Genomic DNA, 16,702 nt, shown 5'->3' on the forward strand with positions numbered 1-16,702 from the left:
CGGGTGTTCCCCACGGGCGTGGGGATGAACCGGAGGACATGGCGCTGGACTCGCGCATGGAAATGTGTTCCCCACGGGCGTGGGGATGAACCGGCGGAGTGGTGGTACGACGCGAGCGAAGTCGGGTGTTCCCCACGGGCGTGGGGATGAACCGCCGTAGACCACATCGGTGGCTTCCTTGAGGTGGTGTTCCCCACGGGCGTGGGGATGAACCGGCCATCTCGATGGCACGGGCCGACTGCTCGACGTGTTCCCCACGGGCGTGGGGATGAACCGAAGAGGGCATAGCGGTCTTGGGGCATGTCTTTGTGTTCCCCACGGGCGTGGGGATGAACCGCCGTAGACCACATCGGTGGCTTCCTTGAGGTGGTGTTCCCCACGGGCGTGGGGATGAACCGCGTTCGATGCCAACGGCGACCCGCTGGTGCTGGTGTTCCCCACGGGCGTGGGGATGAACCGTCGAGAATCCCAGGGCTTGGGTTGCGTGGGTTGTGTTCCCCACGGGCGTGGGGATGAACCGCATCGCGCAGTGGCCATTGAGCGCGAGACGTTGTGTTCCCCACGGGCGTGGGGATGAACCGTCGGCGTTGATGTTGCCGCTGGCGATTTGGCCGTGTTCCCCACGGGCGTGGGGATGAACCGTTCTTCAACCTGCCCACGTACCCCGCTGCGAAGGTGTTCCCCACGGGCGTGGGGATGAACCGATGCCGATGACGACGATGGCGGCAATCATTACCGTGTTCCCCACGGGCGTGGGGATGAACCGCACATCGGGTTGTCGCGGATGTCCTCGCCTGTGTGTTCCCCACGGGCGTGGGGATGAACCGGGTTTACCCTTGGACGGCTGCGCTGCTGGCTCGTGTTCCCCACGGGCGTGGGGATGAACCGGCCTCCACCATCCATTTCGAGCTGCCGGCCGGCGTGTTCCCCACGGGCGTGGGGATGAACCGGCCGTGGTCTTGTCGCGCGGCTTCCGCTGGACGTGTTCCCCACGGGCGTGGGGATGAACCGCCAGCAGGCGCTGAGCGCGGGCGAACTCGGCTGTGTTCCCCACGGGCGTGGGGATGAACCGTCCATCTGGCGTTGGTGATCGAATTTCCGCTCGTGTTCCCCACGGGCGTGGGGATGAACCGGTGACATCGACGCCAGTATCCACCGTCATGCCGTGTTCCCCACGGGCGTGGGGATGAACTGAACATCCGCCCCGGCATCAGCGGATTCTCGGTGGTGTTCCCCACGGGCGTGGGGATGAACCGCACGAATCGCTGGTGGATGTGCCCAATGGCGGCGTGTTCCCCACGGGCGTGGGGATGAACCGGACTGCGCCGCCTGTAATCCAGCCAGTGGGGGTGGGCTCAGGCGGTAGTGCAACAATGCGCAGCTGTCACGCAAACCTCGTGCCATTCCCTGTCTGGCGTCTGCCGGAGCCCTGATTTCCCATCCCTGCATGTCATTGCCCTACGAATTGCTTTTGGGCTGGCGCTACACGCGCGCCAGCCGTTCGGCCAGCCGCAATGGCTTCATCTCCTTCATCTCGGGCGCGTCCATGCTGGGCATTGCGCTGGGGGTGGCTGCGCTCATCATCGTGCTGTCGGTCATGAACGGCTTTCAGAAGGACGTGACCGGCCGCATGCTGAGCATCCTGTCGCACGTCGAGGTGTTCGCCCCCGATGACCAGGCCATCCCCGATCTGGCGCGCACCTTGCGCGAGACCAAGGCCAACCCCGAGGTGGTGGGTGCCGCGCCGTTCGTGGGCGCACAGGCGCTGGTGGCGCGCGGCGAGGTGATGAAGGGCGCGCTGGTGCGCGGCATCGACCCGGCCAGCGAACCCGAGGTGACCGACGTGGCCAAGAGCCTGGCCGACCAACGCGTGCTGCAGCGGCTGGTGCCGGGGCAGTTCGGCGTGCTGCTGGGCGTTGACTTGGCGCGCAGCTTGCACGTCATCGAGGGCGACCAGGTCACGCTGATGGTGCCCAGCGGGCAGATCACGCCGGCTGGCGTGGTGCCACGCCTCAAGCAGATGACGGTGGTGGGCCTGTTCGAGTCGGGACACTACGAGTACGACTCGGCCCTGGTGATGCTGCACATCGAGGATGCTGAGCGCCTGTTCCGGCTGGAGGGCCCCACGGGGGTGCGCCTCAAGCTCCAGGACATGAACCAGGCGCGTGCCGTGGCCGATCAACTGGCGGGCAGCCTGTCGGGCGACCTGCTGATCCGCGACTGGACGCGCCAGAACGCCACCTGGTTCTCGGCCGTGCAGCTTGAGAAACGCATGATGTTCATCATCCTCACGCTGATCGTGGCGGTGGCGGCGTTCAACCTGGTGAGCACGCTGGTGATGACGGTGCAGGACAAGCGCGCCGACATCGCCATCTTGCGCACGCTGGGCTCGTCGCCGGCATCCATCATGAAGGTGTTCATGGTGCAGGGCGCCATGGTGGGCGTGATCGGCACGCTGGGCGGGCTGGCGCTGGGCCTGCTGATCGCCTGCAACATCGACGTCATCGTGCCGTTCCTGGAGCGCGTGTTCCACACCAGTTTCCTGCCCCAGGACATCTACCTCATCAGCCAGATGCCGAGTGATCCGCGCGCGAGCGACATCGTGCCGATTGGCGTGATTTCGCTGCTGCTGTCGTTCCTGGCGACGATCTACCCGAGCTGGCGCGCCAGCCGCGTGAACCCAGCGGAGGCCCTGCGCTATGAATGACACCGCTTACACCCCCGCTGCGCCTGGCGTGGCGTCCGCCGCCGCAGTCGCTGCCCCCGTGGTGCTGCGGGCGCGCCAACTGAGCAAGCAGTTCGACGAAGGCCGGCTGCGCGTCGACGTGCTGCAGGGCGTGGACCTGCAGGTTCGCGCCGGCGAAACCGTCGCCATCGTCGGCGCGTCGGGCTCGGGCAAGTCGACGCTGCTGCATTTGCTGGGGGGGCTGGACACGCCCAGCAGCGGCAGCGTGGAGCTCAAGGGGCAGGCCTTCTCGGCGCTGTCGCCGGCCCAGCAGGGCGCGCTGCGCAACCAGCATCTGGGCTTCGTCTACCAGTTCCACCACCTGCTGCCCGAGTTCACCGCGGCCGAGAACGTGGCCATGCCGCTGTGGATCCGCCGCCAGGACAAGGCCCAGGCCTTGGCCCGGGCTCAAGCCCTGCTCGAGCAGGTCGGCCTGGGTGAGCGCACAGCCCACCGGCCGGCCGAGTTGTCGGGCGGCGAACGGCAGCGCGTGGCGATTGCCCGGGCACTGGTGACCGAACCCGCCTGCGTGCTGGCCGACGAGCCCACCGGCAACCTGGACCGCAGCACCGCCGACGCGGTGTTCGCCCGCATGCTGGACCTGGCACAGCACCGCGGCACGGCCTTCGTGCTCGTCACGCACGACGAGAGCCTGGCCGCGCGCTGCCAGCGCGTGCTGCGCCTGCAGCTGGGGCGCATGCAGCCGGTGGTCGAGCCGGCCGCGGCCGAACTGGCGGTGCCGCTCGGCTTCGGGGCCTGAGGTCGAGGCCTGAGGCCAAGGCCTGAGGCCAATGCCAAGCCACCGCACCCGACCTTCCGGTGATTCGGACACAGCCCGCCCGAGGGCATGAGGTCGAAGTCTGAGGCGAGGGGCTTGACGCGCACGCGGCTGACGCCAGTGGCCAGCTCAAGGTCGGGACTGCGCGGGGCGCAGGGCGGCCCGTGGCTGCGGCAGCCCGCCTGTTGGGGGCGACCAAGACCTTATTGAGAAGGCCAGTATTCATGGATTGTCGATGTCACATCAACGAGGATGGGGTGATACTGCCTGCTTGATGTGAAGGGCAGGGCGCGACCGCGGTTCATCTCGGTCAATCGGCCAAGGCCTGCACGGCCACCGGGCCGGCGGCACAATGCCGGGCAATCCCTTTCGGCTTTTTGAACGGCATTGCCACGGAGACGCCATGACGACGGCATTCGATTTCGACACCCGGGCCATTGACGGCCAGACGTTCTCGCTCTCGGCGCTGCGCGGCCACGTGCTGCTCATCGTCAACACCGCCAGCGCCTGTGGCTTCACGCCGCAGCTGCAGGGCCTGCAGCAGCTGTGGGGCCGGTACGGCAGCCAGGGCCTCATGGTGCTGGGCTTTCCCTGCAACCAGTTTGGCGGGCAGGACCCCAAGCCGGACGGCGAGATCGCGCAGTTCTGCGAGCTGAACTACGGGGTGGACTTCCCCATGATGGCCAAGACCGAGGTCAATGGCGACCAGGCCGAGCCGCTGTTCAAGTGGCTCAAGGCGCAGGCGCCCGGCGTGCTGGGCACCGAATCCATCAAGTGGAACTTCACCAAGTTCCTGGTTGGGCGCGACGGCCAGGTGCTGCGCCGTTATGCGCCGCAGGACAAGCCCGAATCGCTGGCGGCCGACATCGAAGTGGCGCTGGCCAAAGGCTGACGGCCATGCATGCAGCCGCGTTCGGCACCCACGGGTCAACGGCCAGCGGGGCGGGGTGCCATGGGCACTGAGCCGGGTCAGACCGGTGGGTCGCCTGGCGAGCCGTTGGGCGCGCCGTCAGGTGAGCCATTCGGCAAGCCATTCGGAAAGCAGGGCGGCGAGCCTGCTGGCGCGCCCTCAGGGATGCCGACCGCGCCCGTGCGACCGGCCCCCATCCCGCTGCTGGCGCCGGCCCATGGCGGCCCGGTGCTGCTGGTGTTCAACCGCAAGTCGGGCAAGCGCGATGGCCAGGGCGACGCCACCGCCTTTCGCGCCGCCGTGACCCAGGCCTGTGCCGAGGCCGGCCGGCCGCTGGTGGCGCTGGAGGCCCGGCGCGCGCAGGACCTGCCGCGCCTGGCGCACCAGGCGGTGATGCAGGCGCAGCGCGAGGGCGGCGTGGTGGTGGCGGCCGGTGGCGACGGCACCATCAACCTGGTGGCCCAGCACGTGCTGCAGGCCCGGGTGGCCATGGGCGTGCTGCCGCAGGGCACGTTCAACTACTTTTCGCGCACCCACGGCATTCCGGCCGACACGCGAGCCGGCATGGCCGTGATCCTGCAGGGGCGGCTGCAGGCCGTGCAGGCGGGCCTGGTCAACGACCAGGTGTTCCTGGTCAACGCCAGCCTGGGCCTGTATGCGGGCCTGATCGCCGACCGCGAGCGGGCCAAGGCGCGCCTGGGGCGCAGCCGCTGGGTGGCCTTGCTGGCCGCGGTCGACACGCTGTGGCGCGGTGCGCGCACCTGGGAGCTGAAGCTGCAGACCGAGCAGGGCGAAGCGCAGATCCGCACCACCACGGTGTTCGTGGGCAACAGCGCCTTGCAGCTCGACCAGGTCGGCGTGCCCGAGGCCGCCGACGTGGCGCACGGCGCGCTGGCCGGGGTGGCCTTGCTGCCCATGAGCCGCCTGGCCATGGTGGGCCTGGCGGCGCGCGCGGCGTTGGCGCGGCTGGCCCAGGCCGAGGCCGTGCAGACCTTTTCGTTTTCCGACATGGTGCTCAGCCCCGTGCCCCTGCGGCGGGGCCGCGTGGCGCGCGTGGCCGTCGATGGCGAAATCCGCAAGCTGCAGTTTCCGCTGCGCTTTGTCGTCAGCCCGCAGCCCCTGTGGTTGATGACGCCGACCGAGGCGGCTGACGCATGAGCGAGGCCGTGCGCCCAGGCTGGCGAGTTCACCCCGATGCGCAGCGCCTGCTGCACCTGTCCGACCTGCACCTGGGCACCGAGCGGCCGCAGGTGGTGCAAGCCCTGCTGGCCTGGGTGGCGCAGCATCGGCCGCAGGGCGTGGTCCTCACGGGCGACATCACCCAGCGCGCCACGGTGGCGCAATTTGCGGCGGCGCGGCGGCTGACCGACGCGCTGGCCGGGCTGGGTGCACCGCTGCTCGCCTGCGTGCCCGGCAACCACGACATCCCGTTGTTCGCGCTGTGGGCGCGGGCGTTCCAGCCCTACAGACGTTACGCCCAGGCGTTCGGGCACGAGGCCGTGCAGTCCGACGGCGTGTGCGTGCGGGCGGACGGCACGCGGCTGCTGGTCAGCGTGAACACCACGCGGCGCTGGCGCCACGAGCGGGGCGAGCTGAGCCCGGCGCAGATCCAGCGGGTGGCCGATCACCTGCGCGCGGCGGCGCCGACGCAGCTGCGCGTGGTGCTCGTGCACCAGCCGCTGGCCGTGCGCGATGGCGCAGGTCGCCGGCGCTCGCCCGATGCCGCGCAGGTGCTGCGCCGCGCCCGCGAGGCCATCGCCGCCTGGTCGGCAGCGGGCTGCGACCTGGTGCTGGGCGGTCACATCCACCTGCCTTACGCCATGCGGGTGGTGCCCGGCGCCAGCCGGGGGCTGGCCCCCGCTGCGTCCAGCGGCCCCGGCCTGTGGGTGGTGCAGGCGGGCACGGCCATCTCGTCGCGCACGCGGCCCGGGGCCCCCAATTCGTTTGGCGAGCTGGTCTGGACGTCGACGCCGGAGCGGGTCCTTGCGCCGGACCTGCCCGGCGTGGGCCAGGCCGCCGAGGCCGCGGGCCGCAGCTGTCTGTGGCGGCAGTGGAACTTCGATGCCCAGCGCGCCGAGTTTGTGCTGGCGCGCCGTGGGGTGCTGGACCTGGGGATTGAGGATGTCTGACGAGTATTGGGAAGTTCTCGTTGAATGGTGAACGGGATGCGGTTGATACTGCATTGACCGGGCTTCATGCGCGTCCCCAGCACGCCTGACACACGCGGGTCTGCCGATGTGTGGCGCGCTGTTGTGGCCCTGGGCAGAGCACACCCGACAGGACTCACCCGCATCAAGCTGGCCACCCGCCAGTCGCAGGGCACCGCTCGGTTGCGCTGCCATGCTCTGCGGCCTTGCCGTTCGGATCGTGTTCCCCGTGGCCGAGCCACGCATTCCACGCCAACGGACAACCCTCAGGGCTGGGCTCAATCCCTTGAGCGAGGCATGTCGGCGCGTGAAGCGGTCACCGCTGTTGCGGGTTGGGTGCTTGATCCAACCCCGGTGTGTGTCGCCTGCGCCGGACCGAGGCTCATCCCCGGCTGTGGTGCCCCAGCTGGCGAGGGCAACGCTCAGAGCACGCGGCGGTGCGTCAGCAGCGACCAGAGCGCGGACACCAGCGTGAGCAGGGCAGCCAGCCCCGCGAAGGCGGCGCTGAGTTCGATCTGCTGCAGCTCGACGCCGAGCTTGCTCGACAGCGAGCGGTAGATCTGTCGCAGGTCCTGGGCCGTGCCGGCGTAGAAGTACTGGGCGTCGGTGGCGTGGGCCACGGCCTTGAGCAGCTCTTCGTCGAGCCGCACCCGCATGGACCAGCCATCGAAACCGATGACCTCGCCGTCCACCGTGCCCACGCCCACGGTGTAGACGCGCACGCCGCGGTCGGCGGCCATGCGGGCGGCCTGGATGGCATCGACCCCCACGGTGCGCTGGCCGTCGCTCAGCATGATGATGGCGGCCGTCTGGTAGCTGCCGGGGGCTTGTGGGGTGAAGGGTTTTTGCGTCGGGGCGGGCTGGTCGCGCACCACGCCCTCCAGCCGCAGGGCGCCGAGGCCGAGCTGGTCCAGCTCGATGCCGGCATCGGGAAACAGGGTGCCCAGCGAGACGACGATGGCGTTGCCCGTGGCCGTGGCGCGCTGCAGCTGAAAGCCGTCGATGGCCTTGTGCAGCGCCTGGCGGTCGGTGGTGGGCAACTGGGCGACGTGGGCGGTGCCGGCAAAGGTGACGATGCCGACCTTCACGTCGGGCGGCAGGTCGTCGACAAAGGCGTGGGCGGCCGCCTGGGCCGCCTGCAGCCGCGTGGGCTCGACGTCGGTGGCGCGCATGCTGATGGACACGTCCATGGCCAGCACCAGGGTCTGCTGGTTGGTGGGCAGGGCCAGCTTGCCCGTGGGCCGCGCCACGGCGATCAGCATGCAGCCCAGCGCCAGCCACAGCAGCAGGGCCGGCAGGTGCCGCGTCCAGCGGCGCTGGCCCTGCATGGCGCGCTGCACCAGGGCTAGTTGCGGGTAGGCCAGGGCCTGCCGGCTCTGGCGACGCATCAGCCACAGGTAGAGCAGCAGCAGCAGGGGCAGCAGCACCAACAGCCACAGCAGCTGGGGCCAGAGGAAATCGGGGCTCAAACGCTGCAGGTTCAACTGCACGGTGCGCCAGGCCGTGGTCAGCTCAGGCATGGGGCACCTCGGCGCGCAGGCCTGCGGGTGTGGCGGAGGGGCCGTGGCCAGCGGGCTGATCCAGGGCGACGACGTTGGCGGCGGCGTGGGCCGCTGGGGTCAGGCTGGCTGTGGGCTGAAAGGCGCGCTTGCGCATGAACACCTGGCGCACCACGGCCTGGGGCACGTCTTCGCTGGTGGACAGCTCCAGCACGTCGACGCCGGCCCGGGCAAAGCCCTGGTCGAGCTCGGCCTGGCGCTGCTCGGCCAGCTGGGCAAAGCGCGCGCGCAGCCCGGCATCGCCCGTGTCCACCCAGGCCTGGGCGCCGGTTTCGGGGTCGCGCATGGCGATGGGGCCCAGGTCGGGCAGCTGCCACTCCATGGGGTCGACGAGGTGCACGGCCACCACGTCGTGCCGGCGGGCGAGCTGGCCCAGGGCGTCGTCCCAGCCGGGCTGGCTGACGAAGTCGGACACGACGAACACGGCAGCGCGAGAGCGGATGAGCTGGCCGGCCTCGCGCAGCATGGCGCCCAGGTCGGTCACGTGGCCGGCTGCGGCGGTCGCGCGCGTCTTGCCGGGCTTGGCTGGGCCCGGCTGGGCGTGAGCCGGGCGGGCTTCTTTCGGCTGGCCGCCGGACTGAGCATGGCTGAGTCGGGCCTCACCGGGCTGGGCTGTGGCCGGTGCGCCGGTCAACAGCTGCGTGAGCTGCCAGAGCTGGTGGGTGCCCGCGCGCGCGGGCAACACGGCCATGCGGCGCGGCCCGCTGGGGGCGGCCGGCGCATCGGTTGACGCCCCGGTCGACGCGGCGGCTGGCGCGGTCTGGCCGGTGTGCACGATGGCGCCGATGCGGTTGCCCTGGCGGTGCAGCATGCGGGCGACGATGCCCACATAGGCCAGGGCGGTGTCGTGCTTGCTGCGGCCGGTGGAGCCGAAGGCGTTCGAGGCGCTGGCGTCGACGATGAACCAGGCGGCGAGGTCGCGGTCTTCGTGGAACACGCGCACGTGGGTGTGTTGCAGGCGGGCGCTGGCGTTCCAGTCGATGTGGCGCACGTCGTCGGTGGGCTGGTACAGGCGCAGGTCGGCCAGGTCCAGCCCCTGGCCGCGCAGCAGGCTGGTGTGCTGCCCCTGGCGCAGGCCCTGCAGGCGCTGCTGGGTGACCCAGCTCAGCCGGTCCAGCCAGCGGTGCACCTGGGCTGGATCCGGTGTAATGACGTCAGGAGTATGATCATTCCTGCGTCGGTTGAAAAACGAGAACAGGGTCATACTGCTGCTCGATGGGGTCAGGCGGCGTCCGCGTCCGCAGGGGCTGCGCGGCTGGGCACGGCCTGCAGCAGGCGCATCAGCACCGCATCGGCCGTCAGCCCCTGGGCCAGGGCATCGTAGGACAGCACCACGCGGTGCCGCAGCACGTCCAGCGCCAGGTCATTCAGGTCGTCGGCCACCACGTAGCCGCGGCCGCGCAGCAGGGCCAGGGCGCGGGCGGCCTGCACCAGGGCGATGCTGGCCCGTGGGCTGGCGCCGAAACTCAGCAGACCGGTCAGCCTGGCCTGGGCCAGCAGGCTGGCATCGCGCGTGGCCGTCACCAGCCTGACCACGTGGTGGATCAGCCCCGGATCGACGTACACCTGCTGCACCTGGGCCTGCATGGTGGCGAGCTGGTCGGGCGACAGCACGGCCTGGACCTCGGGTGGTGCGGCCAGGGCGCGCTCGATGACCACGAACTCTTCGCCTTCGCTGGGGTAGTCGATCAGCACCTTCATCATGAAGCGGTCGACCTGGGCCTCGGGCAGGGCGTAGGTGCCTTCGGTTTCGATGGGGTTCTGCGTCGCCATGACGACGAAGGGCGCGGGCACGGTGTGGGTGTGGCCGGCGATGGTGACCTGCCGCTCCTGCATCACCTCGAGCAGCGCGCTCTGCACCTTGGCCGGGGCGCGGTTGATCTCGTCGGCCAGCAGCAGGTTGGTGAAGACCGGGCCCAGGGCGGTGCTGAACTCGCCCGAGTGCGGGTGGTAGATGCGCGTGCCGACGAGGTCGGCCGGCATCAGGTCGGGGGTGAACTGCACGCGACCGAAGCGGCAGTCGAGCGCGCGGGCCAGTGTTTTCACGGTCAGCGTCTTGGCCAGGCCGGGCACGCCTTCGACCAGCAGGTGACCCTGGGCCAGCAGGGCGATGAGCACGCGTTCGAGGAAGCGGTCCTGGCCCACGACCACGCGCTTGACCTCGAACAAGACCTTTTCCAGCAGGGCGGCACTGCGGCCCAGGCTGGCCTCGTCCAGGGTGGGGTGGGGAGCGGTGGCGGTGGCGGTCATGCGAGGGGTGGGGTTCAGAACGGGGCCTGGCCGGCGGCGCTGGCGGCCTCGTCGATGGGGGTGGCAAAGCCGATGCCCAGGAAGGTGCCGTTCTGGGTGGGGTTGAGGATGGCCGTGACGATGCCGACGACCTCGCCGGCGGCGTTTACCAGCGGGCCGCCCGAATTGCCGGGGTTGGCTGCGGCGTCGAACTGGATCAGGCGTTCAAGCTGTTGCCGGGCGGCGCGCGAATGGTAGACGCGGTCCTTGCCCGACACCACGCCGGCCGACACGGACGGGCCGATGCCGAAGGGGAAGCCCACGACCACCACCTGGTCACCGAGCTGCAGCTGATCGGGCGAGCCCAGCGTGGCGGCGACCAGGTCGTCGGGCACACGCAGGGCCTGCAGCACGGCGATGTCTTTCTCGGGCGATTTGCGCCGCACCGTGGCCAGGCTTTCCGTGCCGTCGGCAAACGTCAGGCGGATGGAGTCCGCATCCTGAACCACGTGCCAGTTGGTCAGCACCACGCCCGAGTCCTGCAGCACCACGCCCGTGCCTTCGGCCAGCTCTTCCGGCACGCGGCCGCGGCCAGCCCGGCCGTAGCTGCCCACGTGCACCACCGATGGCGCGACCAGGGCCGCGGCCCGCGCCGCCTGTGACGGCAGCACCTGCGTTTGCAGGCTGCGGGTGATGAGCCGCTCCACGGCTTTCTCGGTCAGCGGTGCGGGCTGGGGCCGCAAGCGGTCGGCCAGCAGGCCGATGACGGTCAGGCCCAGCAGCAGCACCGCAAGCGAGAGCCAGCGTAGGGCGGCGGCGTGGGGCGCGTCGGCGTGCCACAAGCCCCACGATTTCAGTGCGCGGTCCACCGTGGCTTGGCGGGCGGGGTGCGCCTCGGGGGCGGGTGATGATCCGTTGGACGGCAATCCGTTGGGCACCCCGTTGGACGGCAATCCGTTGGCCGCCCCGCTCTCTTGCGCGGGGGCAGGCGGGTCTGCCTCGGGCGCGGCGGCCTGTCCCCCGGTGGCGAGGCGGGACGCAGAACGGCTGTGGATCGGAGGCCTGCGCATGGGATGTCGTCGGGGGTGGCTGGGCTTGCGTCCGGCCCGTGTGGATCGATGGTGTGACCCTAGCATGGATTGCGGCCGGGAACAGAAGTTCTGCACGCGCGCGATGGCGCTGACCAGCGTGCCGCGCCATGCGGGCCGGGCGGGCGCGGACGAGGGCGGCGAATGCCTCACCGCGACCGCCGAGGACAGACCGGCAGAAGGGCGGAAGGGCGGAAGGGTGAACAGGCGGACGGATGAACAGGCGGGGGCGCGGATGGGCAGTCGGATGGCAAGACGCTGTCCCGTCGTCGGGCTCGCGTTTCGGCCGCCGATGCCAGCTGAGGGCTGTCTGCGACGTTGTGTCGACCGGTGGATGGGCGGCGGATAAAGGCGAAGGCGGCGGCGGACCGTCGCAGGGCATGGAAACCTGCGTCCCGGCCGGGCGGGGCAGATGCGGCATGATCGACCCATGTGGATCGACACGCATTGCCACCTCGATGCCCCCGAGCTGCGACCGGATCTGCAGGCCATGCGCGCGCGGGCGCGCGCGGCGGGCGTGCCGCTGTGCGTGATTCCGGCCGTGCAGGCCGGCGATTTCGCGCACGCGGCCCAGCTGGCCCACACGCTGGGCGATGCCTACGCGCTGGGTATCCACCCGCTGTACGTGCCGCGCGCCAGCGATGCCGACCTGCTGGCCCTGGACCGGGCGCTGGCCGCCCATGCGGGCGATCCGCGGCTGGTCGCCGTGGGCGAAATCGGCCTTGACTTCTTTGTGCCCGAACTGGTCGAGCCCGCCATGCGGGCCAAGCAGCTGCGCTTTTACACGGCGCAGCTGCAGCTGGCCAAGGCCCATGGCCTGCCCGTGATCCTGCATTCGCGCAAGGCCGTGGACGCGGTGCTGAAGGGGCTGCGCCAGACGCGCGTGTCCGGCGGCATCGCCCACGCGTTCAACGGCAGCGCCCAGCAGGCCGAGCAGTTGCAGGCGCTGGGCCTGGCCCTGGGCTTTGGCGGGGCCAGCACCTTTGAGCGCGCCCGGCACCTGCGCACGCTGGCGGCCGAGCTGCCGGCCACGGCCATCGTCATGGAGACCGACGCCCCCGACATCCCGCCGCAATGGCTGTACATGACGGCCGAAGCCCGCGCGCAGGGCCAGCGGCCGCAGCCCAACACGCCGGCTGAGCTGCCGCGCATCGGCGCCGAACTGGCCGCGTTGCGCGGGGTAACGACCGATGCCTGGGCGGCGCAAACCACGGCCAATGCCCTGCGCGTGCTGCCCCGGCTGGCCGGTTGGCTTGTCCAAAGAGCAGATGGGCAATCTTCATGAGTGGGAGTATGGGTTGTTCACCGTTTTTGTATAAACGAGGGTGTGGTGATACTGCGGGTTTGGTAGCGACGGTGCAGCGGCTGGGCTGGCTGTGCGTCGCCCCTGTGGCGCGCGCCGCGTGCACCAGGGCGTTGATCCGCTCGGGCCGCGCCGCCGCCAGGCCTGTTGATGGGGGCCGGGCTGTCTGCGCCGGGGTCGGCTGCGCATGACCGACCCTTCCCCTGCGTCTTCCGCTGCCGAGCGCCTGCATGGCCTGCCGCCGGTGGTGGACGCCCGCACGCGGCTGTTGATCCTGGGCAGCTTTCCCGGTGCGCGTTCGCTGGCCGAGCGGCGGTACTACGCCCACCCGCAAAACCAGTTCTGGCGCATCCTGCAAGCCTACCTGGGCTCGCCGAGCCGCGTTGGCGGTGAAGCCCAGCCCGATCTCGTGACGCTGCCCTACGAGCAGCGGCTGGCGCAGATGCTGAGCTGGGGCGTTGGCCTGTGGGACGTCTATGCCAGCTGCGTGCGCCAGGGCAGCCTGGACACCGCCATCCGCGATGCCGAGCGCAACGACTTCCTGGCCCTGGCACGCCGGCTGCCGGATTTGCGCGGCATCGCCTTCAACGGCGGCGAGAGCTGGAAGCACCACCGCCAACTGGCCCAGCTGGCCGATTGGCACCTGCCACTGTGGCGCCTGCCGTCGAGCAGCCCGGCCAACGCCAGCTGGTCGCTGGCGCGCAAGGTGGCGGCCTGGCGCGAGGTGTTCGTGCAGGCCGGGCTGGTCGCCGGGGCCGGGGCATGAAGCGTCGGCGCCTGTGGGTGAGGCATGGCCAGGTCGCGTCCGCACAGGGCTGATGCGCGGCGGCGGGGCGTTGGTCCCATGACCCGGGGGTCTTTGCTCGCCCCGTTTGGGTCGCGCTTGGCCAGCCTGGCCTTGAAGGCCGATGCCGGCCGCCTGCAGTGGGCCGCCGCTCGGGGTGACGCGCATCCGCGCACGGTACGGATCCCGAGCACGGCAGCCGCTGACCCGGGCATGTAAAGACCATGCACCCTTCCCCCAGGACGAGCGGGGGTGCCGTTGATAATGGGGGCATTGTGAGTCAGTCATCCCCCCGCATCGATCGCGCAGCCGAGCGAGCTGCGCAACCCGCTCGTCCCCGCGCCCGGCGCCCGGTGGCGCTGCCGGAAGTCAGTTTTTCCGAAGATGGCGAACGCCGCTACCTGCACCTGGGCACGCCGTGGGTGCAGGGCTCGATGAAGCTCAGCGAGCCCTTCGACATCGACCTGGAGTATGTGCAGCGCATGATGGCCTGGCTGCTGTTCACGCCGGTGACCAGCGTGAGCAAGGGCCATGCGATGCAGCTGGGCCTGGGGGCCGGCGCCATCACCAAGTTCTGCCACAAGCGGCTGCGCATGTGCTGCACGGCCGTCGAGTTGAACCCCGCCGTGCTGCAGGCCTGCCGGGGCTGGTTCAAGCTGCCGCCCGACGGTCCCAAGCTGCGTGTGCTGATCGAGGACGCGGCGCGCGCCGTGCGCGACCCGCAGTGGCAGGGCGTGGTCGAGGCGCTGGCGGTGGACCTGTACGACCACGAGGCCGCGGCGCCGGTGCTGGACAGCGAAGACTTCTACCGCGACTGCCGCGGCGTGCTGAGCGAGCACGGTTGCATGACGGTGAACCTGTTCGGCCGTTCGGCATCGTTCGAGCGCAGCCTGGGCAAGATTGCCGCGGCGTTCGGCGAGGACGCGGTCTGGGTCTTCAAGCCCACGCGCGAAGGCAACACGGTGGTGCTGGCGCAGCGCACGCCCACGCGGCCCAAGCGCGAGCAGCTGCAGGCCCAGGCCGAGGCCATCGAGGCGCGCTGGGAGCTGCCGGCGCGCAAATGGTTGCGCGTGTTCAAGCCGGCCACTCGCGCCCTGGCCAGCACGGTGGTGTGAAGTTTGTTGTGGATGTTTGGAGTATGGGCGGGTTACCGTTTATTAACTAACGGAAGCTGGGTCATACTGGTATAAATGAATGCGGCGCAAGCCGATGTGAGTCCAGCGCACATGAAGACCCAAGCCCTGCATCGTCCGCCCCATGCCCCGGCCACCGCGTTGGCCGACAGCCCGCAGCGTCAGCCGCCTGCCGGCCCCGTGCATTGGCGGCAGTTCGTGCAGTGGCTGCTCATGCAGGAGGTGATCACGCGCGACGAAGCCGACCGCGTGACGCTGCGCTGTTCGCAGGCCGAAAGCAGCCAGCACCCGCTCATCCGCCTGTCGGCGCTGAGCGTGCAGGCGGCCAGCGACGGCCATGTCATGGACATCGAGGAGCTGACCCAGCAGCTGGCGCGCTGGGCAGAGCTGCCCTACCAGCGCGTCGATCCGCTGAAGGTGGATGCGGCCAAGGTCAGCGACGTGATGGGCGCGGCCTATGCCGAGCGGCACCGCATCCTGCCGATTGCGGTGTCGCCGCGCGAGGTGGTGGTGGGGGTGCAGGAGCCGTTCATCACCGACTGGGTGCAGGAGCTGGAGCGCCAGACCAAGCGCAACATCCGCCGCGTGCTGGTGTCGCCGCCCGAGATCAAGCGCTACATCGCCGAGTTTTTTGCCTTGGCGCGCTCGGTCAAGGCCGCCGTCAAGGCCGGTGGCAACACCACGGCGGCGAGTTTCGAGCAGCTGGTCGAGCTGGGTTCGGGCAACAAGCAGCTCGACGCCAACGACCAGGGCGTGGTGCAGGTCGTGGACTGGCTGTGGCAGTACGCCTTCGAGCAGCGGGCCAGCGACATCCACCTGGAGCCGCGGCGCGAGCAGGGCGCGATCCGCTTCCGCATCGATGGCGTGCTGCACCGCGTGTACCAGATGCCGATTGGCGTGCTCAACGCCATGATCGCGCGCGTCAAGCTGCTGGGCCGCATGGACGTGGTCGAGCGCCGTCGCCCGCAGGACGGCCGCGTGAAGACGCGCAACCCGGCCGGCGCCGAGGTCGAAATGCGCCTGTCCACGCTGCCGACCGCGTTTGGCGAAAAGCTGGTGATGCGGATCTTCGATCCCGACAACTCGGTCAAGACCTTGTCCGAGCTGGGTTTCACGCCCGACGAGGCGCGGCGCTGGGAGACGCTCACCAGCCGGCCGCACGGCATCATCCTGGTGACGGGCCCGACAGGCTCGGGCAAGACCACCACGCTGTACGCCACGCTCAAGCGCCTGGCGACCGAAGAGGTGAACGTGTCCACCGTCGAGGACCCGATCGAAATGATCGAGCCGGCGTTGAACCAGACCCAGGTTCAGCCGCAGCTGGACTTCAGCTTTGCCGAAGGGCTGCGCGCACTCATGCGGCAGGACCCGGACATCATCATGGTGGGTGAAATCCGCGACCTGGAAACCGCCGACATGGCGGTGCAGGCGGCGCTCACCGGGCACCTGGTGTTCTCCACCCTGCACACCAACGACGCGCCGTCGGCCGTGACCCGTTTGATGGAGCTGGGCGTGCCGCCGTACCTCATCAACGCCACGGTGTTGGGCGTGCTGGCCCAGCGCCTGGTGCGCACGCTGTGTCCGGCCTGCAAACAGCCCGACGAAGCGCCGGACCCCGAAAGCCTGGCCGAGGCCATCAAACCCTGGACGCTGAACCGCGGCAACTACCGCCCCTACCGGCCGGTGGGCTGCCTGGAATGCCGCATGACGGGGTATCGCGGCCGCATGGGCCTGTATGAGCTGTTGGGCCTGAGCGAAGACTTCAAGCACCTGGTGAACAAGGAACCCAGCATCGACCGGCTGCGCCGCCAGGGGGTGAAGGATGGCATGCGGCCTTTGCGGCTGGCCGGCGCCATCCGGGTGGGCGAGGGCATGACCACGCTGGACGAGGTTGTGGCTGCCACGCCGCCATTGCACTGATGTGACGGGGTCACCTGGGCGACGGAGTATGCCGTCAAAACCGGGGTAAACCCGTATCAAATCAGGGGGTCTGCAGCCTTCGTAGGTGAAATCCACATCGAAGCGTGGGATACCCGTGCGCACAAT

At 69.9% G+C, this 16,702-nt stretch carries 13 protein-coding genes and 1 CRISPR repeat array (1 of these 14 cut by a window edge); of the genes, 9 read left to right on the plus strand and 4 right to left on the minus strand.

Features of this window, described 5'->3' with window-relative positions:
• Positions 1-1,318: a CRISPR direct-repeat array (repeat unit 29 nt; unit sequence GTGTTCCCCACGGGCGTGGGGATGAACCG); it begins 3,191 nt to the left of the window's first position.
• 129 nt (positions 1,319-1,447) lie between these two features.
• From CCO03_RS06720 to CCO03_RS06740, 5 genes are all read left to right on the plus strand, one after another.
• Positions 1,448-2,707 (plus strand): lipoprotein-releasing ABC transporter permease subunit, encoded by a 1,260-nt coding sequence (locus CCO03_RS06720; RefSeq protein ID WP_087278920.1) that lies wholly within the window; start codon positions 1,448-1,450, stop codon positions 2,705-2,707.
• Positions 2,700-3,485 carry a lipoprotein-releasing ABC transporter ATP-binding protein LolD gene (gene lolD, locus CCO03_RS06725; RefSeq protein WP_087278923.1) on the plus strand — a complete coding sequence of 262 codons (786 nt, stop codon included), beginning with the start codon at positions 2,700-2,702 and terminating at the stop codon, positions 3,483-3,485. The genes CCO03_RS06720 and lolD overlap by 8 nt, the downstream gene beginning before the upstream one ends.
• Positions 3,486-3,906: 421 nt before the next feature.
• A complete protein-coding gene (locus CCO03_RS06730; protein WP_087278926.1) occupies positions 3,907-4,395 on the plus strand; it encodes a glutathione peroxidase in 489 nt (162 codons plus the stop codon).
• Positions 4,396-4,593: 198 nt separating this feature from the next.
• Positions 4,594-5,571: a diacylglycerol/lipid kinase family protein gene (locus CCO03_RS06735; protein WP_169717456.1), complete on the plus strand. Its 978-nt coding sequence runs from the start codon at positions 4,594-4,596 to the stop codon at positions 5,569-5,571.
• Positions 5,568-6,542: a metallophosphoesterase family protein gene (locus tag CCO03_RS06740; RefSeq protein WP_087278932.1), complete on the plus strand. Its 975-nt coding sequence runs from the start codon at positions 5,568-5,570 to the stop codon at positions 6,540-6,542. The genes CCO03_RS06735 and CCO03_RS06740 overlap by 4 nt, the downstream gene beginning before the upstream one ends.
• A gap of 440 nt (positions 6,543-6,982) precedes the next feature.
• Here the strand turns inward: CCO03_RS06740 and CCO03_RS06745 are convergent, their stop codons facing one another.
• Genes CCO03_RS06745 through CCO03_RS06760 form a run of 4 tightly spaced genes read right to left on the minus strand, consistent with a single transcriptional unit; the run spans position 6,983 to position 11,418 of the window.
• Positions 6,983-8,080: a VWA domain-containing protein gene (locus CCO03_RS06745; protein WP_087278935.1), complete on the minus strand. Its 1,098-nt coding sequence runs from the start codon at positions 8,078-8,080 to the stop codon at positions 6,983-6,985.
• Entirely contained in the window at positions 8,073-9,323 is a 1,251-nt protein-coding gene (locus CCO03_RS20320) for a DUF58 domain-containing protein (protein WP_236904056.1), read from the minus strand. Before CCO03_RS20320 ends, CCO03_RS06745 begins: the two co-directional genes overlap by 8 nt.
• Before the next feature lie 17 nt (positions 9,324-9,340).
• Complete coding sequence (locus CCO03_RS06755; RefSeq protein ID WP_087278938.1) at positions 9,341-10,369, minus strand: AAA family ATPase; 1,029 nt, start codon at positions 10,367-10,369, stop codon at positions 9,341-9,343.
• A 14-nt stretch (positions 10,370-10,383) separates the two neighbouring features.
• The gene (locus CCO03_RS06760; protein ID WP_087278941.1) at positions 10,384-11,418 is read right to left on the minus strand and encodes a S1C family serine protease; all 1,035 of its coding nucleotides are present in this window, start codon (positions 11,416-11,418) and stop codon (positions 10,384-10,386) included.
• Positions 11,419-11,866: 448 nt separating this feature from the next.
• Between CCO03_RS06760 and CCO03_RS06765 the strand changes: the two genes are divergently transcribed.
• The 4 genes from CCO03_RS06765 to tfpB all read left to right on the plus strand — a co-directional run bounded on the left by CCO03_RS06765 (position 11,867) and on the right by tfpB (position 16,576).
• Positions 11,867-12,721 (plus strand): TatD family hydrolase, encoded by an 855-nt coding sequence (locus tag CCO03_RS06765; protein WP_087278944.1) that lies wholly within the window; start codon positions 11,867-11,869, stop codon positions 12,719-12,721.
• 205 nt (positions 12,722-12,926) lie between these two features.
• Positions 12,927-13,505 (plus strand): DNA-deoxyinosine glycosylase, encoded by a 579-nt coding sequence (locus CCO03_RS06770; RefSeq protein WP_087278946.1) that lies wholly within the window; start codon positions 12,927-12,929, stop codon positions 13,503-13,505.
• Between the two features lie 371 nt (positions 13,506-13,876).
• A complete protein-coding gene (locus CCO03_RS06775; RefSeq protein ID WP_087278949.1) occupies positions 13,877-14,638 on the plus strand; it encodes a class I SAM-dependent methyltransferase in 762 nt (253 codons plus the stop codon).
• 111 nt (positions 14,639-14,749) lie between these two features.
• Entirely contained in the window at positions 14,750-16,576 is a 1,827-nt protein-coding gene (gene tfpB, locus CCO03_RS06780; protein WP_087278952.1) for a type IV pilus assembly ATPase TfpB, read from the plus strand.
• Positions 16,577-16,702: the final 126 nt, after the last annotated feature.

The organism is Comamonas serinivorans (genome assembly GCF_002158865.1).
In the GTDB taxonomy this organism is placed as follows: domain Bacteria; phylum Pseudomonadota; class Gammaproteobacteria; order Burkholderiales; family Burkholderiaceae_C; genus Comamonas_E; species Comamonas_E serinivorans.